General features: G+C 44.2%; 18 protein-coding genes. 3 read left to right on the top strand and 15 right to left on the bottom strand.

Annotated features, from left to right (window positions below; genetic code table 11):
• Positions 1 to 165: 165 nt before the first annotated feature.
• Positions 166 to 1,965 carry an LTA synthase family protein gene (locus BLW49_RS01275; protein WP_256209619.1) on the top strand — a complete coding sequence of 600 codons (1,800 nt, stop codon included), beginning with the start codon at positions 166 to 168 and terminating at the stop codon, positions 1,963 to 1,965.
• Positions 1,966 to 2,072: 107 nt separating this feature from the next.
• Here the strand turns inward: BLW49_RS01275 and BLW49_RS01280 are convergent, their stop codons facing one another.
• The 4 genes from BLW49_RS01280 to BLW49_RS01295 all read right to left on the bottom strand — a co-directional run bounded on the left by BLW49_RS01280 (position 2,073) and on the right by BLW49_RS01295 (position 5,867).
• Positions 2,073 to 3,152 (bottom strand): lactonase family protein, encoded by a 1,080-nt coding sequence (locus tag BLW49_RS01280; protein ID WP_090722774.1) that lies wholly within the window; start codon positions 3,150 to 3,152, stop codon positions 2,073 to 2,075.
• Between the two features lie 15 nt (positions 3,153 to 3,167).
• Positions 3,168 to 3,617, bottom strand: coding sequence for an OsmC family protein (locus BLW49_RS01285; protein WP_090722775.1), 450 nt, complete (start codon positions 3,615 to 3,617; stop codon positions 3,168 to 3,170).
• A gap of 149 nt (positions 3,618 to 3,766) precedes the next feature.
• Positions 3,767 to 4,894 carry an NADH-dependent flavin oxidoreductase gene (locus BLW49_RS01290; RefSeq protein ID WP_090722776.1) on the bottom strand — a complete coding sequence of 376 codons (1,128 nt, stop codon included), beginning with the start codon at positions 4,892 to 4,894 and terminating at the stop codon, positions 3,767 to 3,769.
• Between the two features lie 298 nt (positions 4,895 to 5,192).
• Positions 5,193 to 5,867 carry an SOS response-associated peptidase gene (locus BLW49_RS01295; protein WP_076310997.1) on the bottom strand — a complete coding sequence of 225 codons (675 nt, stop codon included), beginning with the start codon at positions 5,865 to 5,867 and terminating at the stop codon, positions 5,193 to 5,195.
• 212 nt (positions 5,868 to 6,079) lie between these two features.
• On the opposite strand from BLW49_RS01295, the gene BLW49_RS01300 reads away from it, so the two are divergent.
• Complete coding sequence (locus BLW49_RS01300) at positions 6,080 to 6,745, top strand: hypothetical protein (protein WP_090722778.1); 666 nt, start codon at positions 6,080 to 6,082, stop codon at positions 6,743 to 6,745.
• A 125-nt stretch (positions 6,746 to 6,870) separates the two neighbouring features.
• Here the strand turns inward: BLW49_RS01300 and BLW49_RS01305 are convergent, their stop codons facing one another.
• From BLW49_RS01305 to BLW49_RS01335, 7 genes are all read right to left on the bottom strand, one after another.
• Complete coding sequence (locus tag BLW49_RS01305) at positions 6,871 to 7,335, bottom strand: hypothetical protein (protein ID WP_090722779.1); 465 nt, start codon at positions 7,333 to 7,335, stop codon at positions 6,871 to 6,873.
• 99 nt (positions 7,336 to 7,434) lie between these two features.
• On the bottom strand, positions 7,435 to 7,905 hold the full coding sequence (locus BLW49_RS01310) for a hypothetical protein (protein WP_090722780.1): 471 nt from the start codon (positions 7,903 to 7,905) through the stop codon (positions 7,435 to 7,437).
• A gap of 166 nt (positions 7,906 to 8,071) precedes the next feature.
• Positions 8,072 to 8,509, bottom strand: coding sequence for a GNAT family N-acetyltransferase (locus BLW49_RS01315; RefSeq protein ID WP_090722781.1), 438 nt, complete (start codon positions 8,507 to 8,509; stop codon positions 8,072 to 8,074).
• 30 nt (positions 8,510 to 8,539) lie between these two features.
• The gene (locus BLW49_RS01320; protein WP_256209531.1) at positions 8,540 to 8,983 is read right to left on the bottom strand and encodes a GNAT family N-acetyltransferase; all 444 of its coding nucleotides are present in this window, start codon (positions 8,981 to 8,983) and stop codon (positions 8,540 to 8,542) included.
• A 174-nt stretch (positions 8,984 to 9,157) separates the two neighbouring features.
• Positions 9,158 to 9,736: a GNAT family N-acetyltransferase gene (locus tag BLW49_RS01325; RefSeq protein ID WP_090722782.1), complete on the bottom strand. Its 579-nt coding sequence runs from the start codon at positions 9,734 to 9,736 to the stop codon at positions 9,158 to 9,160.
• Between the two features lie 163 nt (positions 9,737 to 9,899).
• The gene (gene pruA / locus BLW49_RS01330) at positions 9,900 to 11,468 is read right to left on the bottom strand and encodes an L-glutamate gamma-semialdehyde dehydrogenase (protein WP_090722783.1); all 1,569 of its coding nucleotides are present in this window, start codon (positions 11,466 to 11,468) and stop codon (positions 9,900 to 9,902) included.
• A 148-nt stretch (positions 11,469 to 11,616) separates the two neighbouring features.
• Entirely contained in the window at positions 11,617 to 12,894 is a 1,278-nt protein-coding gene (locus BLW49_RS01335; RefSeq protein ID WP_256209620.1) for an MFS transporter, read from the bottom strand.
• Positions 12,895 to 13,089: 195 nt separating this feature from the next.
• Here BLW49_RS01335 and BLW49_RS01340 point away from each other — a divergent pair, with 195 nt between their 5' ends.
• Positions 13,090 to 14,829 (top strand): sigma-54 interaction domain-containing protein, encoded by a 1,740-nt coding sequence (locus BLW49_RS01340; RefSeq protein WP_090722787.1) that lies wholly within the window; start codon positions 13,090 to 13,092, stop codon positions 14,827 to 14,829.
• A gap of 136 nt (positions 14,830 to 14,965) precedes the next feature.
• Here BLW49_RS01340 and BLW49_RS01345 read toward each other — a convergent pair whose 3' ends face one another.
• The 4 genes from BLW49_RS01345 to BLW49_RS01360 all read right to left on the bottom strand — a co-directional run bounded on the left by BLW49_RS01345 (position 14,966) and on the right by BLW49_RS01360 (position 19,745).
• Positions 14,966 to 15,880 carry a proline dehydrogenase family protein gene (locus BLW49_RS01345; RefSeq protein ID WP_090722790.1) on the bottom strand — a complete coding sequence of 305 codons (915 nt, stop codon included), beginning with the start codon at positions 15,878 to 15,880 and terminating at the stop codon, positions 14,966 to 14,968.
• 214 nt (positions 15,881 to 16,094) lie between these two features.
• Positions 16,095 to 18,020, bottom strand: coding sequence for a PTS fructose transporter subunit IIABC (locus BLW49_RS01350; protein ID WP_090722793.1), 1,926 nt, complete (start codon positions 18,018 to 18,020; stop codon positions 16,095 to 16,097).
• Between the two features lie 64 nt (positions 18,021 to 18,084).
• Entirely contained in the window at positions 18,085 to 18,996 is a 912-nt protein-coding gene (pfkB, locus tag BLW49_RS01355) for a 1-phosphofructokinase (RefSeq protein WP_090722801.1), read from the bottom strand.
• The gene (locus BLW49_RS01360) at positions 18,993 to 19,745 is read right to left on the bottom strand and encodes a DeoR/GlpR family DNA-binding transcription regulator (RefSeq protein WP_090722804.1); all 753 of its coding nucleotides are present in this window, start codon (positions 19,743 to 19,745) and stop codon (positions 18,993 to 18,995) included. The genes pfkB and BLW49_RS01360 overlap by 4 nt, the downstream gene beginning before the upstream one ends.
• Positions 19,746 to 19,895: the final 150 nt, after the last annotated feature.

Below are 19,895 nucleotides of genomic sequence, written 5' to 3' on the forward strand. Positions count from 1 at the left end.
CGCCTTGGCAAGGTCATATTCATGAAACCACCTGTCGAAGAAACAAAGGCTCTTAAGGAGCCCTCTGCACATTATCAGCCTGAGGAGAAATCCTCGATTTATCAGAGAACAGCCGCCGTGATCCGATTGGTCTGTTCACGATCACTTCTGTTCTTCTCTCTTATTATGCTGCTTAAGAGCTATATTGCTTGGTTCGGTGTATTTGAGAACGGGCCTTCCTGGACTACCATGCTGAAGGAGCTTCCCTTTGTACTTATCATCTTCTGTTTAATTGAATGGTTTGCCACCAAGCGAAAATTAATAGTCTATACGATTTTTAATCTGCTGCTTACCGCGATCTTCTTCGCCGTCATTATTTATTACAAATACTATGGTGTGATCGCTACGTATAAGGCACTTGAACAGGTCAATCAGGTTACCGCTGTCAGCAATAGCGTATTCTCTCTTATTGATCCACAATATCTGCTGATCTTTACGGATATCATTGTGTTCGGTATTCTGCTCATTCGCAGCAAGGCAGCTGTTGACTGGAAGCAGGCGATCCTTAGACCTGTAAACAAGAAACTGATTGCTTCGTTATTCTGTATTTCGCTCATTATTTCTTCGCTCAATATTTACGTCAATCGGGGAGGATTTAATGAGGTTGTCAAGGCAGAGAACATGGGCATCTTCAATTACGAAGCCTATACTTTGCTGGATCAAGAAGAGCCTGAGCTTGCGCCTGTTTCCAGCATCACGCAAGAACGAATCAATAAATTAAAAGGAATTGACGGAACATCTGCTCCATCTGGTCTAGAAGGCATTGCCAAGGACAAGAACGTCATTATCATTCAGCTGGAGTCGTTTCAGGACTTCCTCATCAATCTTCATATCGGCGGCACGGAAATTACGCCTAACCTGAATGAATTGGTCAAAAATAATGCGTACTTCTCGAATTTCTATCAGCAAGTCGGTCAAGGCAACACTTCGGACGCCGAATTTGTTGTCAACACGTCGTATTACATCCCTCCTGATGGGGCGGCTGTACAACGGTATGCCGATCAGGAATTACCGAGTCTTCCGAGACTGCTCAAGGAGCACGGATATACGACGACGACATTCCATACGAATGTGGTAGAGTTCTGGAACCGCGGTGAGCTGTACAGCTCTCTCGGATTTGACCGCTACTATGATAAATCCTTCTTTGGAGAAGAAGATACGGTATATTTCGGAGCATCCGATGATGTTCTATATCGCAAAACAGCGGAAGAGCTTGAGAAAATGGATCAAGCGGATAACCCGTTTTATGCGCATGTCATCTCGATGACGGCTCATCACCCATTTACTTTGCCTGAGGAGAAAGTCGGCATCACCCTCCCTGAACGTTATGACGAAACGCTGGTTGGTGACTATATTCGTTCTCAGAACTATGCGGATCGTGAGCTGGGTAAATTTATCGAGGATTTGAAGAATCGTGGAGTCTGGGATAATAGTATCGTCCTGCTATACGGAGATCATTTGGGACTGCCTACCACATCACTTAATGAGGAAGATTTGATATTGCTGGAGGAGCTCCTCGGACATCCATACGACTATCCCGACATGATCAATATTCCATTCATCATTACTTCTTCAGATGATATGCCAGCTGGAGAACAGAAGCAGGTTGGCGGTCAGGCAGACATTATGCCTACACTGGCTGGTCTTCTCGGCATCTCATTAGATGAACATCTGCACTTTGGTCAGGATCTGTTCGTGAATAAAGATTACAACCTGCTGCCGCAGCGTTATTACCTGCCAACGGGTTCCTTTGTCAACAATAGTGAAGTCTTCATCTCCGGAAGCGGGTTTGAGGACGGCTGGCATCACAAGCTGAAGGGAACGACCGGAAGTGATTCACAAGCAACCGAGAAAGAATTCAACAATGCACTAGAGCTGATGCATTTATCCAACAGCTACATTCTGCAGCTTCCTTTAAAAGAATAGAATTTATTATAAAAAGGCATCTGATTCCCTCCATCTGTATAAGGAGGGATCAGATGCCTTTTTATTTTAGCAGTCAAACTACCCGCATGTATTACCAATAGAACAAATTACAGATAAACCGGCCATACACAAACAGGCTTCGGAGAAGTGATCTGTTTGCCCGTATAGCTCAGCTGCCCCTTCTCCTGATCTACATTGAAGAGAACAATATTGTTGCTGTCACGATTTGCTGCAAGCAGCTGATCACCCGCAGGTGTCAATGCAAAGTGACGTGGATGTCCGCCCTCAGTTGAAATATGCTGCACCGTGTTCAGCGTACCGTCCTCAGAGATCGCATATACCACGATGCTGTCATGTCCGCGATTGGAGCCGTACAGGAATCGTCCATCCTTGGAAACGGTAATTTCCGCGCAAGTGTTCTCCTCAGCATAGCCTTCTTCAGGCAGTGTAGACAGCGTCTGCTGTTCGGTCAATGAACCTGCTTCTGCATCATATGTAAAGAAAGTAACGGTAGAATCCACTTCGTTAATTACATAAGCAAACTGTGCATTCGGATGGAAGACGAAATGTCTTGGCCCCGCTCCCGCATGTGTGCTTACTTCACGGTGCAGAACTAGCTTATGCTGCTCACGGTCAATTGTGTAGACGTATATTTTATCGAGTCCAAGATCCTGAACCATAATATATTTTCCATCCGGTGAGAAAAATGCGGAATGCACATGCGGCCGATCCTGACGCTCTGGATGAGCCCCCTTGCCGGAGTGCTGTTTGGAATCTACCATCTGACCGACACTGCCGTCATCATTCAGCGATACGAGACTCACTGCTCCGCCGTGGTAACTGGATATGAGCAAATACTGATACTCAGGGTCTATCTGCACATGACAGGTAGGAGCAATAGCGGATGGAGTACGGTTAATAAGCGTAAGCTCGCCTTGCTCTGGATGTATTGCATAGGCCAGCACTTCCCCGGCCTTCGTTCCTTCTGCCGTTGTTATTTCTCCAATCGCATAAACACGCTGGTGTTCGGTATCAACTTGAAGAAAAGTCGGATTCTTCACCCCGGATGTCTCAGATAACAGAGTAAGCTCACCTGCTTGTTCATTTAATGCATAAACATGGATACCAGGGTCGCTTGCTTCCGAATAAGAACCCGTAAATACGAGTAGTCGAGATTGTGCTGTCATTGTGTAAGTTCCTCCTTAATTGTCTGCTATTTGCACGATAGGATCTGTCTGTATAAGTACGTTCCCAGCTACAGCTCTTGAGATCATACAGGAGCTCTCTGCCTTGTGTGCAATACGAATCGCCTTATCCATATCGTCCTGTGTCGCTTTTGACGTTAAGATAACCACAGGAGCATGCTTAATCGCTTCGTAGGTGAAGATATTATTGGTTACATCTACTGTTGCCTCAGATGTCAAAGTGAGACTCTCTGTTTCCAGGGATGAACGCTCCAGCATAGCCGCCAGAGTAATAAGGTAGCAGGTCGCCGCAGCGCCAAGCAGCATTTCATCCGGATTGGTTCCAACTCCAGGTCCGCCCATTTCCTTCGGGATGGAGATCTGTGTCTTTAACTGACCCGCTTCAATGGTTCCATCGCTGTTCCTGCCGCCATTCCAGACGGCAGTTAGTGTAAAGGGATGCTTCATAATTTTGTAACCTCCAATCCTTCCTATCATACCATAGCCTGTCTACATAAGATCAACAGCGAGACCTAACACATGAACAGCCGGGAGGACTCATGCAAGAGTCTTTCCCGGCAGTTATTAAGCCACTTCCTAAAATGTTATCTATTAATTCACTCTGAGTCCACGACAGGGAACCATCCAGGTACATTCATGATCATATTCCATAGTGGGTCAGGAATAACCAGTCTTTCCTGGTCCATTTTCGTTAAGTGAACCGCTATATGCTCTTCGTTGCCTGATTCAATCTTCTCCACCCAATCAGGTTCAATAATCAGCTCACGTCCGAGCGCGAGAAGCGGAACTCCTGTCTCTAGAGCTGCCAAGGCTTCATCTGGAGTGTGAATTTGTCCAACCCCAATAACCGGAGCTTTACCGCCAACACGTTCCAGAATCCATTCCATTCTAGATTTCGAATCATCTGCTCCTCTTCTAGGCTTCGACCAGAAGTCATTCAAGGATACATGGATATAATCCAAGTTCTTCTCCTTGATCGCATCGAGTAAAATGAACGTTTCCTCCATTGTCAAACCGGGAGTTTCCGGCTCCTCTGGAGAGAAACGGTACCCAACAATAAATGGAGCTTTGGCATGCTCTCGAACGGCTGCCTGCACGCTGTCTATTACTTCTAGCGGAAAAGTAAGCCGCTGATGTGCATCTCCTCCGAAGCGATCTTCTCTTCGATTGGAATGAGGGGACACAAATTGCTGAATGAGATATCCGTTAGCCCCGTGAATTTCCACACCGTCAAAACCGGCAGCAATCGCACGGCGTGTCGCTTCACCAAAATCTTGAATGATGCTCTCGATCTCAGATTCAGCAAGTTCTCTAGGCATCGGTGAGCCTGGTCTTTCACTCGCCACCGCACTTGGTGCCACAACATCTCCGCCGACAGCATCAGGAGGGCATAAACGACCACCATGGAAAATTTGCAGTACAGCTTTGGCCCCTTGTTCCTTAATGGAATTTGCCAGCTTGGTCAGACTCGGTATAAAGGAATCATCGGTTGATGAGAATTGGCCTACAAACCCTTTTCCATTCTCCGTCACGTAAGTAACCGCTGTGACCACCATCCCGGCTCCTCCAGAACGGCGTGCATAATATGCAAGCTCTGCATCGGATACGGTGCCATCTTCATTCGAGGATGAATGGGTCATCGGTGCCAAGACGATTTTATTCTTCAGTATAATGCCATTCGGTAAAGTCACTTTCTCAAAAATCGGACTGTATTTTGGATTCATTCTATTCCACTCCTTTAATCTATATCTTCATTCCTATTTGTAAGATATAAAGAGCTAATAAACTACAAGTACCTTACTGAAACAATTATAGTAACTTGATTATACTCTTTCAAGCTGCTTCGGACCTGCCATGAGATCACTTGAAACCGTCTAATGGACTATACCTTCGACAATTTGCTTGAATTTTGTTGCACGATGCTTCTCTTACCCTCAGAAGGAATTTTAAAAAGACGAAAGTCCGACCCACATCATAAATGCAGACCGGACTCCTTAGATTCAGAGTATTGGCATAAATGAATTAATTCTTAACCAACGCTCTCTGCATGTCCACTTCCTTGACACATTCCAGTGAATCATGATTATCATTGAAGGCAAGAGGTGTCACAGGATAAACATCCATTAACGTATCTTGAAATGACCTGATCATCGGCAGCATCCGATGCATTTCGGTCATATTCGGATCGAGCCATGCGTCTATCTGATCTGGCGTAAGTATGGCCGGCATCCGGTGATCAAACTCACGAATGGTCATGTTTGCATCTGCCATCAGCATCGTACAAGTACGGAGCGGCTGCTTCCTCGTATCCTTCCATACCTCATATAATCCGGCAATGCCGAACATAGAGCGATCTGGCATAACTACACGGACCGCATACCTGCGCTTGCCATCCTGACGCCAATAATAAAAACCATTGCATGGTATAACACAGCGTTTTTGTTCCACCATTTTGCGGTAAGTCACATTCTCACTAACGGACATTAAGTCGGCATTAACAGCATCCTTGCCCCAAAAAGGAATAAATCCCCAGCGATACTCATCCATGATACGTTCTCCATCCTCATAGAGAATAATCGGAGCATGCTGCGTCGGACTAATGTTATAACGGTTCTTGTAATAGTACATAACTCGTTGTATCGCAAAGTGATCACGCACCTCATCTAAATCTGCGGCCAGTGAATAACGTTTACACATCTGTCTTTCCCTCCCTGTATTTTCCTATATCATTTGTGGCAGGAGGGAAATTTATACTTAAAATTTGTAGAAATTATTCATCATGTGTACTATCATGTAGAATTGGATCCATTGTCATGGAATTAAAGGGTTTCAGGATGAACCGTTCCTGGTGAATAGGATTCGTTAAGCAAAAATACCAAGTACATATTAATAGTAAGGGGCGAAGCGGATTGGATTTTTGGATATACTCTATAATCAGCTTGATTTATATCATCCTCGTCTTATGGATGGCGATCGATCTATCACGAACGAAGAGGTGGCTTCAGTACCCTCTGCTCCTTCTCCTTGTTACACTTAGCCTTGCTTACGATAATGGCATCATAGCTGCAGGCGAGGCGATAGGCGAAGGAGACCTGCTAATGACACTGAGCAGTCTTCGTTTTTGGCTGCATGCTTTTGTTACGCCTACACTTGTTCTGGCCGGCTATTATATTCTGCAGCGCTCAGGTGTAAGATGGGGACGTAAGATGGCTACGCAGATCGCTGCCTGGTTGATTACAGCTGGTCTCATTATCTATCAGATCGTAAGCTCAACCTTGGCTGAAGTGCAGCATCTTACTCTCACGGTAGAGTATGGTGTTATGAGATATAGCGCAGAGGGCCAGGCAGGTCCACCCATTATGGTTATCATTGTAGGCATTATTCTGCTTGTGATAGGAATCCTCGTCCTCGTGAAGCAAAAATGGGCTTGGCTCCTTGTTGGGACGGCTCTATTGTTTATCGGGCAGCTGATCCCTATTCCCATCGAAAGCTCGGCGGCAACCAATGTATTTGAATTGATTCTAATTCTGTCCATTTGGCTCACCATTCGGCATCAGGATCGAAATCCAGCATAGTTCATGTCATGAAATATTCAGCGAGTAAATTGTGACGTGTTATATTTAGAATTAAATGTGCACAAAAAAACTCTAAATCTGCATTCAGCAGATTTAGAGTTTTTTCGATTTGATATTCGAGAAGATCACAGCGTCCATATTCGCTTCGTAAGTACGGGGACGTTGAACTTATCTCCCCACTCATGAATCGTTTCGAACGCATCCTCTGCATCCGTGCCATCCGCTATTCGGTAAACATTCATGACAGGTACAATTCGGCGTCCCTTGGGTTTAATTGCGATAGAAGGACCAAAGGCTTCCTCAATAATGATGGATTTAATATCCTCCGGTTGATAAATACGATCACCGATCTGCAGCGAATGATTAACGAGCTTAAATAGTTTGGGCTTCTTGGACAGCTGGGCAAGAAGAATGGTAATTTCAAATGCAAAAACTGCGCTATATAGAATGAACTGGATAGTAAACAATTCTCCGTCCTCTGACAGATTAAGTAGGCCCAATAAGAGCGTAGCGACTCCAAATATCACTAACGTGCGGATTCTTTTTCTATGACTGACCACAAACTCGGGTGTAGGTTTGAATAGCTCCATATCTGTCCCCCCCTCACATTATCGGTAACCTTATAAGTAATCATAATTTATCTTAGAACAATCGTATATCTCCGATCTGAAACATGAACTGACCTAAATTTAATATCTGAAATTTCCTCTCTTCACCGGGATTTGATGCCGCTCAGCCATCGCCTTGATCTCTTTCATAATCATATCTTCCTGCTTCTGATCTTGGAATTTAATTCGCATGTACATAGGCGTTCTCTTCTTGTTAAATAATTGTAATCCAATGCATGGATTAAAGTAACCTCTAACAATAATGAACTGAATCTCAGAAGCAGTGATTTGATTGGGCCCGACTCGATAAGAGTCTGGAAGCACTTCGAATTCGACTGGCTTCCATGGTTTGTACTTAATGAAATACCAGGCCATCATGATAAGGTAGTATAAACATAACAATATGTAAAAAGAGAATATCCAAAAAATCTCCGATTCTCTACGTAAGCTGGAGACGAATAACCAAATGTGGAGCGCTATAAACATAAAGACGGCTACTATAGCTAGTAATTCCGTAGAACGATTAACCATGTGGACTTTGCCTGATTCCATGAACTTCAGTCCTCCTTCGGTTGTCCATTGATTCGGAAGATAACATCACAAACCTAGAATTCCATAATATGACATTCCTGCTCTATATCGTAACTGAGATACTTTTGTACTGTCAATGCACACAAAAAAAGAACACCCTTATAAAGGTGTTCCCCCTCACCTGACTTCATTTTAGGAATTTTCTGAAGCCTTCCACATGCTCTTCACGATACCCCATAGACTCATACATTCGGTGAGCTTCGACTCTTTGTCCGCCGGATACGAGAATGATATAGCTGCAGTTCTGCTGTCTGGCAATCACTTCAATCTCATTCATCAGCTTTCGGCCGATGCCTTGTCTTCGGATTTTGGAGGATACTACGACATTTTCGATCACCATAAACGGCTCGCACTCCCCAATCAGATCTTTACACAGGATTCCCATCAATGACCCCGCCAGCTCATGCTCATAAAAAGCACCCAGCACACAATAGCTCTTATCTTCAAGCAGCGTTTGATAAGTCTCTTCCATTTTCGCCAGGTTTGTACTAACGCCGATCAGTTCTTTATACAGCTCTGCCAGCTGCGGCAGATGCTTCATTTGAAGTTGCTCTATATGGACCATGCTAATCCCTCTCTCTTGTTCATGTGCTGTTCAGAATTTTTTCTTCAGAAAATATTGCTTAATTTCCCCGGGAAATAAATCGTTGATTCCGTATACTTCATACCCGTTCTTCTCATAGAACGAAGGGGCTTGATAAGAAAAAGTCGACGTATGCGCAAACAAACAGCCTGCTTCTCTTCCTCTGCGCTCGGCTTCGCACAGCATATGTTTGCCGAATCCCTTACTCCGATAGGCTTCTGCAATCCAAAATACATCAATATATAGACCGTACAGCCATGTCTCGCAAAATATTCCCCCGACCACTTCTGACGCTTCGTTCTTCAAATAGAGATGAATGCTGTCACCAGGCTCTTTCAGCAATCCACCGGTTGCTCGCACATTATATCCATGCAGCTTACGGCAAATATCTTCATAGTCCGAAACAGCTTCTCTGTCCGTAGATAAACGCATATTCTCAAAATAAATGTCTGCCACAAGCGCTATCCTCTCTCATCTAAGTTTTATTTCTCGGGTAATCGCAGAATTAGCATAAGTTTGACAAATACTTGTCTGTTTTTTGTCAAAAGCTATAGCTTACTGTAGATTGGTTGGCCTATTCGTCTATTTTTAAGTTTCCATCTTCCTGCTTATTGATCTCAGCCTTCCAGATCACGTGCTTCGACGGGTCGACTTCGTACGCTGTACTAATGTATCATATTCGCTCTCTAGAATACTCATGTGAATGATATCATTGTATTTCCCATTCCGATAAATCTTCTGCCTCGCTCTGCCTTCTTCTACAAAGCCGCATTTCTTATAGCAATGAATTGCCGCATGATTGAAATCATACACCTGGAGCTCCAGCCGATTTAAATTCATCTCATTAAATACCAGATTTTGCAGCAATCGTATCGCTTCAGAGCCGAAACCTCTTCCTTGATCTTTCTTCGAACCAATAACAATCGCAAGCGAGGCCGTTCGGTTCTTCCAGGAGATGTTTAACACGTCAATCTGACCTATATAGTCCAGTGTATTCTGATGTGCAATGACAAAGCTCTTGTGTGTATCTGACTTGCCGTCCATCATCATATGTATGAAGTCTTCCGTCTTCTTTATACTTTGCGGATACCTAAATAAATCACTCAGAGTAGACGTAATATCCGGATCGTTAACCCAGCTTCGTATTGCAGATGAATCCTCCATTCGATATTCTCTTAGTACAATTCGTTCGCCTATAATGTGCCCCATCGCTAACACCTCTTTTCATTTTTCAGCCTATCTGACAGCCCTTCTATCACAGAAATCGTTCATGGGATTAAGGACCTGCAATCCATATCTTTACATTATAACGGTCATTGTACTAAAAAAAAGATGACTTCGGAATATCCGAAGTCATCTTCATTCATTTTAACTAAAGCTTCCTAGAGGTCAGCTTAGCCTGTGTGAACAAGAGCAGGTAATCGTATCCTCCAGCCTTGGAATCCGTACCTGACATATTGAACCCGCCGAATGGATGTGCTCCAACCAAAGCCCCGGTACACTTGCGGTTTATATACAGGTTTCCACAGTGCATCGTCTCCAGCGCTTCCTCAATACGATCCTGGTCTGAGGAGAAGTAAGAACCTGTTAATCCAAACTCTGTATCATTATAGATCTCAATCGCTTCCTTATAATCTGATGCCTTGCATAAAGCAAGAACGGGACCAAAAATTTCTTCCTTCATAATTCTGGCACCTGGTTTCACATCTGCAAATACGGTAGGCTGGATATAGTAGCCGTTACCTTCTGCTGGACTTCCTCCAGTTAGTAAAGATCCTTCGCCCTTGCCAATTTCGATGTAATTAAAGATCTTATCATAAGAGCCCTTATCTATAACGGGTCCTGCTGGATAATTCAGCTCTGGTAATCCGACAACAAGCTTCTCCGTCAGCTCTTTAACCTTCTCCACAATTGCATCGTACACATCGTCGACAATGATCGCTCTCGAACCAGCAGAACACTTCTGTCCCTGAAAACCAAAGGCAGAAGCCACAATGGCCTGTGCCGCTGCATCCAGATTCGCAGTCTCATCTACGACGATTCCATCCTTGCCCCCCATTTCAGCAATAAGCCGTTTGATCCAAATTTGGCCTTCTGATGTATTCGCTGCCAGCTTACTTATATGAAGACCAACTTCCTTCGAGCCGGTGAAGCTGATAAAACGGGTCTTCGGATGAGAGGTTAAATAATCTCCAACCTCCGCTCCGCTGCCAGGTATAAAATTGATAACACCAGCTGGAAGACCCACCTCTTCCATAAGCGCAACAAATTTATAAGCTATTACAGGTGTCGTCGAAGCAGGCTTGAGCAATACTGTGTTTCCTGACACAACGGCTGCAGTTGTCATACCTACGCATATAGCCAGCGGGAAATTCCATGGAGGTATGATGACGCCAACGCCTAGAGGAATATATGTTAAGCGATTGTCTTCACCTTGTACCTTGGTTAGAGGCTGTGTTTCATTAATTTGATCGAGCCGTAATATTTCACGTGCATAAAATTCAATAAAATCAATGGCTTCCGCTGTATCTGCATCGGCCTCAGCATAGTTTTTTCCAGATTCAAGAATCATAAGTGCCGAGAATTCATGCTTACGTTCCCGCATAAGAGCCGCTGCCTTGAATAAATACTCCGCTCTATCTCTTGCAGGTACCCTCTTCCATGTTTCGAATGTGCTTACCGCAATTTGCATGGCTTCTTCTGCCAGTGCCTGATTCGCTTTACTCACATAACCGATGACTTCATCTAGATTACCCGGGTTAATTGAAGTAATGACATCTTCAGTGAACACCTTTTTCTCACCGATATGCAGAGGGATATTCTGACCTAATTCAGACTTTATTTTGCTAATTGCTTTTTCCATCGTCAGCTTGTTCTCTTCCAAACTGAAATTCACGAAAGGCTCATTGACAAAGGGACTGATATTCGCTGTCTTATTCACGTTACATATCTCCTCTCAATTTAAAACAATAATGTTATTTATTAACACTGTATACATGTGGATTATACACTTGGGCTTATAATTTGTACATATTAAATAACATTATTGTTTAATGTGTACAAATTTAGACAACCTATAGAATCACCTATTAAATATCCAGCTCTGTGTTCTTCTTCTCACGAGTTGCACTTACAGCAATCAGTGAAATTACACCTGTCAGAATGATATACAGCGCTACAGGCACCCAAGAATTGTTGAATTCACTTAGCAGCCATGTAGCAATAAGAGGAGCGGTTCCACCAGCAACAGCTGCACCAATCTGATATCCGAGACTGACACCTGTATAACGTACCTTAGTACTGAATATTTCAGAGAACATCGTTCCCAGCACGGCTGTAACCGGAACCCAAACAACTCCAAGACCCAGAATCGTAGCCAGGATCATGAGAACTATGGAACCTTGAGACAACAGATAGAAGTATGGGAATGCATAGAGAATAATTGCAATTGTACCACCGACAAACAGCGGTTTTCTGCCTACTTTGTCAGACAGCTTGCCTGCAAGCGGGATTAAGGCGGTTGCCAGAAGTGCTGCAAGCAATACGGCATTGAGCACGGGTGAACGTTCATAGCCTAGATATGTTGTACAATAGGCAACAACGAAGGTCCCGAAGATATAGAATGGACCTGTCTCAACTACTTTGGCACCAACAGCAATAAGAACTGATTTCCAGTGGTAACGGAGCGTATCAAAAAGAGGTACGCGGGAGGTTTCACCTGATTTTTGCGATTCTTTAAATGCAGGAGTCTCATCCAGACCATTACGGATCCATAGACCGATGAAGACAAGCACTGCACTCATAATAAAGGGAACTCTCCAGCCCCAGGACATAAAGGCATCATCCGGAAGCAGACTCATCAAGGACAATGCCAATGTCCCCATCACCATTCCAATTGTTACACCCATTTGAGGAATACTGCCGTAGAAGCCGCGATTGTTTTTACCAGAGTATTCAACAGCCAGCAAAAGGGCTCCGCCCCACTCTCCGCCGATGCCAAGTCCCTGGATACACCGCATCAAAATCAAGAGAATGGGTGCCCATACGCCAATCGCATTATAATCAGGCAAACAGCCAATCAGAACTGTAGATCCTCCCATTAAAGAGAGTGTCATGACTAATGTCTTTTTTCTCCCTACCTTGTCCCCGATATGACTGAATATGATGCCACCGAGCGGCCGAATAAAGAATGGAAGCGCAAAGGTAAGATACGACAATAGCAGGCTGACCACCGCATCGTCGGCTGGGAAGAATAACTGGTTAAAAACAAGTGAAGCGGCCGTTCCATACAAAAAATAGTCGAACCATTCTATAGAGCTGCCAATCAAGCTTGCAATTAATGCTCTGACCGATGTTTTTTTGCCCATTGCCGGATTGGTTCCTATAGGCTGTGTTTGTACATTCGCCATTGAGATATTCCCCCATTTTCAATTAATTGAACAGCAATATGTCTAACTCTGGACATAGTTTCATCTTGAACATCCTTTATTCTAATATCAGGTTGAAATATAAGTGATTCCCATGTAAAATTTATACTAAATTACACAAAGCGAGAGGTTATTATGTTCAATAATGAACAGATTGATATAAATACCAATTATGTTGCAATGAGTTTTGATCAAAACGTCAGCCAACTGATCCAGTATCTTAAGAATTCCAAAGCAGTTCATATTGAATGGAATGACCATCATTATTTGTTTACTCCAAGTGATATAAATCGTTTTTTAGTTAAGGAAGGACTTCTTCAGGATTTACTATCTGAATGGCCCCCGTCCCCAGTCATGAACATAGACAATCCACATTTCTCCAGAGGAGAATGGATATCTGAGCTGCCTGATGATCATAATCGGCCCATCCTATTTGTGCATACAAATCAGATCACCGGCTTCCTTTCCCCCTTTAACTTATTAAAGCAAATAGCTGTACAAAAGAACAAAGCGGAAGCGTATTTAAACACTTTATTAAATACAGTAACCGATGCTGTTACAGCTGTTGACAGGAAAGGGACTGTAATTTGCTGGAATGAGGCAGCTGTGAATATTTACGATATTCCATTCGAGCGAATAATGGGTAGAACGATTGGAGAACACTTTGATCCCGACTCTTTAATGCTGCTGCGGAGCATTGACGAAGGCCGCATCATACGCAACATGTACCACAAATCTCGTGAAGGAACCCACGTCCTTATCAATGCCTCACCTGTTAAGGATTATAAAGGTCATATTATTGGCGGTCTCGCTTCTGAACAGGACATTACTCATCTAGTTAGGCTGAATGAAGAGCTCACGTCCGCTCAGGCGAGCATATTAGATACGCTTCCTCGCAAAGACGATCCCTTCAGTCATATCGATGGTCAGAGCCATAGCATTAACAAAGTTGTCCGAATTGGGAAAAAGATGGCTGAATCCGATACACCTGTCATTCTGTATGGGGAGTCGGGTGTCGGGAAGGAACAGCTGGCAAAAGTCATCCATCTGGCAAGCTCACGTGCTGAACATCCATTCTTGTCCGTTAATTGCGGTGCAGTACCTGTCGGCATGCTGGAGAGTGAACTGTTTGGATTTGAAGGCGGTACGTTTTCCGGCAATAACCACTATGATCCTGGCAAGCTGGAGCTAGCTAATAAAGGAACGCTGCTCTTAAATGAGATTGACAAGCTTCCGATGGATGTCCAGGATAAACTGTATCACGCCTTAAAAAACCATTCCTTCCGACGTTACGGAGGACATACCGAGATTCCGCTGAACACGCGTATTATTGGTGCATCAAAGCATAATCTGGAGGAACTTGCTGCGAGCCAGCATTTCAGCTCCGAGCTATATTACGCGCTCAGTATTGTCGCAATCTCCGTTCCTCCTCTGCGTGACAGAATCGAGGATATTTCAATTTTGAGTACAATGTACTTACGCGAATTTTCAGCACAGTATCAAAAGCCGATTCCTGTACTTACACCAGAGGTGCTATTGGCTTTTTCTAACTACGAGTGGCCTGGAAATATTGCAGAACTTAGGGCCGTTCTTGAGCGTTGTGTTATTCTTGGTGAAGGTGATCATATCAAGCTGGAGCATCTCCCCGATTCGTTTATGGAACAATTCGGAGCTATAAATGATGGGGAGCAAATTCTGTCAGAACATATTCATTATGACAACCGTCTGAAAGCAAAAGTGTCTGAGTCAGAAGAGAAAGCACTGATTGAAGAAGCTCTACAGAAAGCCTCCGGTAATAAGAGTGTTGCTGCAAAATTGCTGGGTATATCACGAGGAACTTTATACAACAAAGTGAAGAAACACAATTTAGATTAAAAGATGAGCATTTGGGGCAATCCGATGTTATTATTCTCCGGGTTGCCCTGAATGATTTCACTTCATTCATAATAAACCGTTTTTGATCTACAGCTCTTCATTGAAGCGTTCCAGTTCCAAATACTATGAAATTGATTTACTTCAATAAATTTTTGAGCACAAACCACACATTTGCCGGCCGCTCTGCCAATCTTCTCATATTGTAGCCAAACCAGTCTTGTCCGTAAGGTACATAAACACGAACCTTATATCCTTCCTTAACCAAACGCTTCTGCAAGTCTTCCGCAATCCCGTATAACATCTGAAATTCAAATTGATCAAGAGCATAACCCTTCTGTGCCGCTTCGTCTTTCACATACTGAATAATGGCCTCATCATGAGTCGCAACAGCAGTATAATTTCCATTCGCAAGATGCTGGGAAATAAGCCTCTTATAGTTGTCGTCGACATCCTTCTTGTTAGGATAAGCTACCTTGGGCGACTCTTTGTAGGCCCCCTTCACCAGCCTTAGATTAGCATTATATTGATTGAGATCCTCCACATCTTGTTCCGTTCGATACAAATAAGCCTGGAGTACAATTCCTACATTATCAAATTTCTTTCGGAGCTCTCGGTAGATGTCGATAGATACCTCGCAGTGTGCATAATCCTCCATGTCGATCCGTACAAAATTGCCATAACGCTGTGCACATTCCAGAATTTGAATCATGTTATCCATACATAGCTGCTTGTCAATATCAAGTCCGAGTGAGGTCATTTTCAAAGACAAATTGGACTTAATTCCACTGTCTGCAATGGCTTCCAGAGTCTCTATACACATCTTGGCGGATTCAAGCGCTTCTTCTCTCGTCGATATGAATTCTCCTAAATGATCCAACGTAGCAACGCGTCCATCACGATTCAAGCTTCTTACAGACTGAACTGCGTCATGAATGGTTATTCCCGCAACAAACCGGCTCGCTCCAAATCTTAAACCATACTTCTTCGCCATCTGATTAGCCGTCGGATTCTTGGCTAAGGCCTGAAAAAAATTCTTAAGCACGATTTCCATCTCACACCTCCAATCCATCCATATAATGGTTATATCTTCTATCATTCTACATAATTGAATAAATTTTGTACATAGAAATGTGTATATTTAAACAAAAAATGTTTCAAATCTCATTGAAACTATAATTATGTTCAAAATTGAACATAATTGCGATAATAAAAAAGCCGTCTCTGCACTTTTTGTTCAGAGACGGCTTTTCAAGCTTTTTATTTTATTATACTTTCAAAGGTTTCTTCCATAATCCCAATATGAATCCGGAAAGAACGGCACCAATTACAACCGCCAGCAAGAACATCAATGCATTGCTCGCAAGTGCAGCGACGAAGATCCCTCCATGGGGAGCCGGCAGGTTTATCGCCCACAACTGAGTCAATCCTCCGGCGACAGCCGATCCAACGATACACGAGGTCAATACCCGAAGCGGATCAGCCGCTGCGAATGGAATGCCACCCTCTGTAATAAAGGACAAGCCCAGTACATAATTCGTAATACCGGATTTGCGTTCCTCTTCCGTAAACTTATTCTTAAAGAAGGTTGTTGCTAATGCTATAGCCAATGGAGGAACCATCCCCCCCGCCATGACAGCTGCCATCATCAGCCCATTCTCATTTCCGCTTGACGTAAACACGCCAATCGCAAACGTGTATGCAGCCTTGTTAAACGGTCCGCCCATATCAATTGACATCATACCGCCGAGAATGATTCCGAGCAGCACCATATTCCCTGTACCCAGATTGTTAAGTACATCAATTAAACCGGTATTAATCCAGCTGAAGATCGGCGACAAAATATAGAACATCAGTGATCCGGTAATCAGCAGCCCGAACACTGGATATAGCAGAATGGCTTTTAATCCATCAATGGCTTTGGGCAAATGCTTAAATACCCGGCGAAGTCCAATGACAACGTATCCTGCCAGGAAACCGGCTGCAAGTCCGCCGAGAAATCCGGCATTGGCATTAACAGCCATCAAACCACCCACCATACCAGGCATAAGTGCCGGACGATCAGCAATACTCATTGCAATGAATCCCGCCAAAATAGGAATCAGAAAATGAAACGCTCCATCACCACCGCCGATCGTCTGCAGAAGTTGGAAGATCGGATGATCCTCTCCTCCGACTTGTTCAATGAGGAACGAAATCGCGAGCAGAATCCCTCCGCCGACAACAAACGGAAGCATATGAGATATACCATTCATTAAGTTCTTATACAAGGTACTGCCGACACTTTTCTTCTCATCCGCAGCTGGTGAAGCCGCTCCACCTTCTGCCTGATAGATCGGGGCATCTCCTTTTACGGCTTTGGATATCAGCTCTTCTGACTTACGAATACCATCGCTGACAGGACGCTGCAATACAGGCTTACCCGCAAACCGGGCCATCTCGACATTTTTATCTGCCGCCACGATAACCCCCTTCGCCCGGCGGATTTCATCTTCGGTCAAGACATTGTTCGCTCCTTCAGAGCCGTTGGTTTCCACTCGAATATGAACGCCCATCTCTTGAGCCTTCTTCTTGAGTGCGTCTTCAGCCATAAAGGTGTGGGCAATTCCCGTAGGACAAGCGGTTACCGCAACAACAAACGGTATTTCTTCAGCTTGGTCTACTGATTTCAGAGTCTCATTTGTCGATGAGTCCGCCGAGTTCGTCTTAAGCTCGGACTTCTCTGCACCTTCCCCTTCCTCCGCCTGCTTCTCATTGAATAGGGCGGTCACCTCATTCGGCGTCTTTGTTTGCAGCAATCGTTCAATGAAAACGTTATCAATCAATAGCCGGGAAAGGGCAGCGAGTGTACGAAGATGTGTACTTCCCGCTCCTTCCGGTGCCGCAATCATGAAGAACACATGAGCAGGTTCACCGTCCAAAGATTCAAAATCGACACCGGCTTCGCTTTTTGCAAATACGACGGTTGGCTCGTTCACTGCTGCGGTCTTCGCATGAGGCATCGCGATCCCTCCGCCGATTCCTGTGCTGGATTCTGCCTCACGTTTATATATCATCTCTTTGAATAGGACAGGATCATTGATACGCCCACTGCTAGCGAGACTAGCTATCAATTCATCGATCGCGCCATCCTTCGAAGTGGATTTCAAATTCATGATCATCGTTTCTTCAATCATCAAATCCGTAATTCTCATGTCTAACAACTCCCCTGAATAATCAGGCGTGCGTTTACACGCCTATTAGGTGTTACTTTTGTATTTATAACTTGGTGATTTGGACTTCAGGAATCAATTTATCAATTTCTTTTCGCTGAGCAAGATCGTCTGAAAATGCCGTTGCACTGCCTGAAGCTACACCTGCACGAAATGCCTCTAACGGGTCTTTTGTTTGAGTAAGCGTTCCTACAAAGCCAGCAATCATCGAATCTCCGGCACCGACTGAATTTCTTACGGTTCCCGCAGGAACCGTGGCGTGATAAACGGCCTCACTTGTAATCATCAAGGCTCCTTCACCAGCCATAGAAATAATGACGTGCTGTGCGCCTTCATCCAGAAGCTTCCTGCCATAGGTAATGAGATCGTCCTGAGACTCGATCGTAACACCAAACAACTCAGCTAATTCGTGATGATTCGGTTTCACCAGCAGCGGTTTATAGTACAAGGCTTCGAGCAAGGCCTCACCTGTCGTATCGATAACAAATTCTGCCCCTGCCTTCTGGCAGGCTTGGATTAATCGAAGATAGAAGTCACCGCCAAGTGAAGGCGGAATACTGCCTGACAGCACGAGAATGTCTCCTTCTGCAAGCTGATTCAGCTTCTGAAGCAGAGCCACTGCCTCTTCCTCTGTGACTACTGGACCAAGACCATTGATCTCGGTCTCCTGGTCATGCTTCAATTTGACGTTAATTCGTGTATCATCCTGAATGAAAACAAAATCTGACCTAATTCCTTCCTTGTTCAGATACGCGTCAATAAAATTCCCAGTAAATCCACCAATAAAACCGAGTGCTGCATGTTCTGCATTCAGCTGCTCAAGCACCCTGGATACATTGATTCCTTTACCACCGGGGAGCTTAAGATCCCGCTTCATTCGGTTCAAGCTGCCAAGCTCCAGCTGTTCAACTTCCACGATGTAATCGATGGATGGATTGAGTGTTACCGTATATATCATTTTAATCCCTCAATTGCTTTAAATTTCGGTCCAAGCCATTTCCTATATTCGCCCGGAACCCTGTCTGTTATTAACGTCGCTTCTTCCAGATTAAACAGCTTGGCAAAAGCGATTTCCCCAAACTTGCTTGAATCTGCAAGCACATAGGTCTGTCCGGATAACTGATGGGCCCTGCGTTTAATTAATGCCTCTTCCGGATCCGGAGTCGTATAGCCCATCGCCATATCCAATCCATTGGTACCCAAGAAGCTCTTGTCGAAGCGGAAGTTATCCATATTTTGAAGTGCTATACTGCCAATGACCGCCTTCGTATGCGGTTTCATCATGCCACCGAGCAAATAGCTGCGTATCTTTTTACTTACCAGCGCTTCTACGTGGGAGAGTCCGTTGGTAACAACGGTAATTTCCTGTGCTTCAATATAAGGAATCATGGCAAGCGTGGTCGTGCCCGCATCCAGATAAATACATTCACCATCATGGAGCTGTTTGGCCGCCAAGATCGCTGCTGCGGTCTTTTCTTGAACGTTTTTGAACGTTTTCTCATCCATGCCAAGCTCGGTACTCTTATGACTTACAAGTGAAGCCCCTCCATGGACTCTTTTGAGCAGGTTCTTCGCCTCTAAATCCACCAAGTCTCTTCGAATCGTGGATTCAGAAGCCTGGAGTAATTCAACCAGCTCCTGAAGTTTAACCACTCCACGCTGCTGTAAGCGTTCTAAAATCATCCGATATCGTTCTTCTGTCAGCATCTATTCTTCCTCCTGACTGATTCTATAGTACCACATATCTAGATAAAAACAATCATTTTCAATCAAAAACATTCACATTGCGTCAGATTATGATGTTTAACAGTAAAAAAGGCTCTATGCAGGCTTGCCTTCATGCAAGAACTCCCGCCA

The organism is Paenibacillus sp. PDC88 (assembly GCF_900106725.1).
In the GTDB taxonomy this organism is placed as follows: Bacteria; Bacillota; Bacilli; order Paenibacillales; family Paenibacillaceae; genus Paenibacillus; species Paenibacillus shunpengii.

Excerpts from the sequence above, each read along its gene's own strand:
- BLW49_RS01275 (WP_256209619.1), top strand. The coding sequence starts at position 166 with ATGCTGCTTAAGAGCTATATTGCTTGGTTCGGTGTATTTGAGAACGGG.
- BLW49_RS01280 (WP_090722774.1), bottom strand. The coding sequence starts at position 3,152 with ATGACAGCACAATCTCGACTACTCGTATTTACGGGTTCTTATTCGGAA.
- BLW49_RS01285 (WP_090722775.1), bottom strand. The coding sequence starts at position 3,617 with ATGAAGCATCCCTTTACACTAACTGCCGTCTGGAATGGCGGCAGGAAC.
- BLW49_RS01290 (WP_090722776.1), bottom strand. The coding sequence starts at position 4,894 with ATGAATCCAAAATACAGTCCGATTTTTGAGAAAGTGACTTTACCGAAT.
- BLW49_RS01295 (WP_076310997.1), bottom strand. The coding sequence starts at position 5,867 with ATGTGTAAACGTTATTCACTGGCCGCAGATTTAGATGAGGTGCGTGAT.
- BLW49_RS01305 (WP_090722779.1), bottom strand. The coding sequence starts at position 7,335 with ATGGAGCTATTCAAACCTACACCCGAGTTTGTGGTCAGTCATAGAAAA.
- BLW49_RS01310 (WP_090722780.1), bottom strand. The coding sequence starts at position 7,905 with ATGGAATCAGGCAAAGTCCACATGGTTAATCGTTCTACGGAATTACTA.
- BLW49_RS01315 (WP_090722781.1), bottom strand. The coding sequence starts at position 8,509 with ATGGTCCATATAGAGCAACTTCAAATGAAGCATCTGCCGCAGCTGGCA.
- BLW49_RS01325 (WP_090722782.1), bottom strand. The coding sequence starts at position 9,736 with ATGGGGCACATTATAGGCGAACGAATTGTACTAAGAGAATATCGAATG.
- BLW49_RS01335 (WP_256209620.1), bottom strand. The coding sequence starts at position 12,894 with ATGGGCAAAAAAACATCGGTCAGAGCATTAATTGCAAGCTTGATTGGC.
- BLW49_RS01340 (WP_090722787.1), top strand. The coding sequence starts at position 13,090 with ATGTTCAATAATGAACAGATTGATATAAATACCAATTATGTTGCAATG.
- BLW49_RS01345 (WP_090722790.1), bottom strand. The coding sequence starts at position 15,880 with ATGGAAATCGTGCTTAAGAATTTTTTTCAGGCCTTAGCCAAGAATCCG.
- BLW49_RS01350 (WP_090722793.1), bottom strand. The coding sequence starts at position 18,020 with ATGAGAATTACGGATTTGATGATTGAAGAAACGATGATCATGAATTTG.
- pfkB (WP_090722801.1), bottom strand. The coding sequence starts at position 18,996 with ATGATATATACGGTAACACTCAATCCATCCATCGATTACATCGTGGAA.
- BLW49_RS01360 (WP_090722804.1), bottom strand. The coding sequence starts at position 19,745 with ATGCTGACAGAAGAACGATATCGGATGATTTTAGAACGCTTACAGCAG.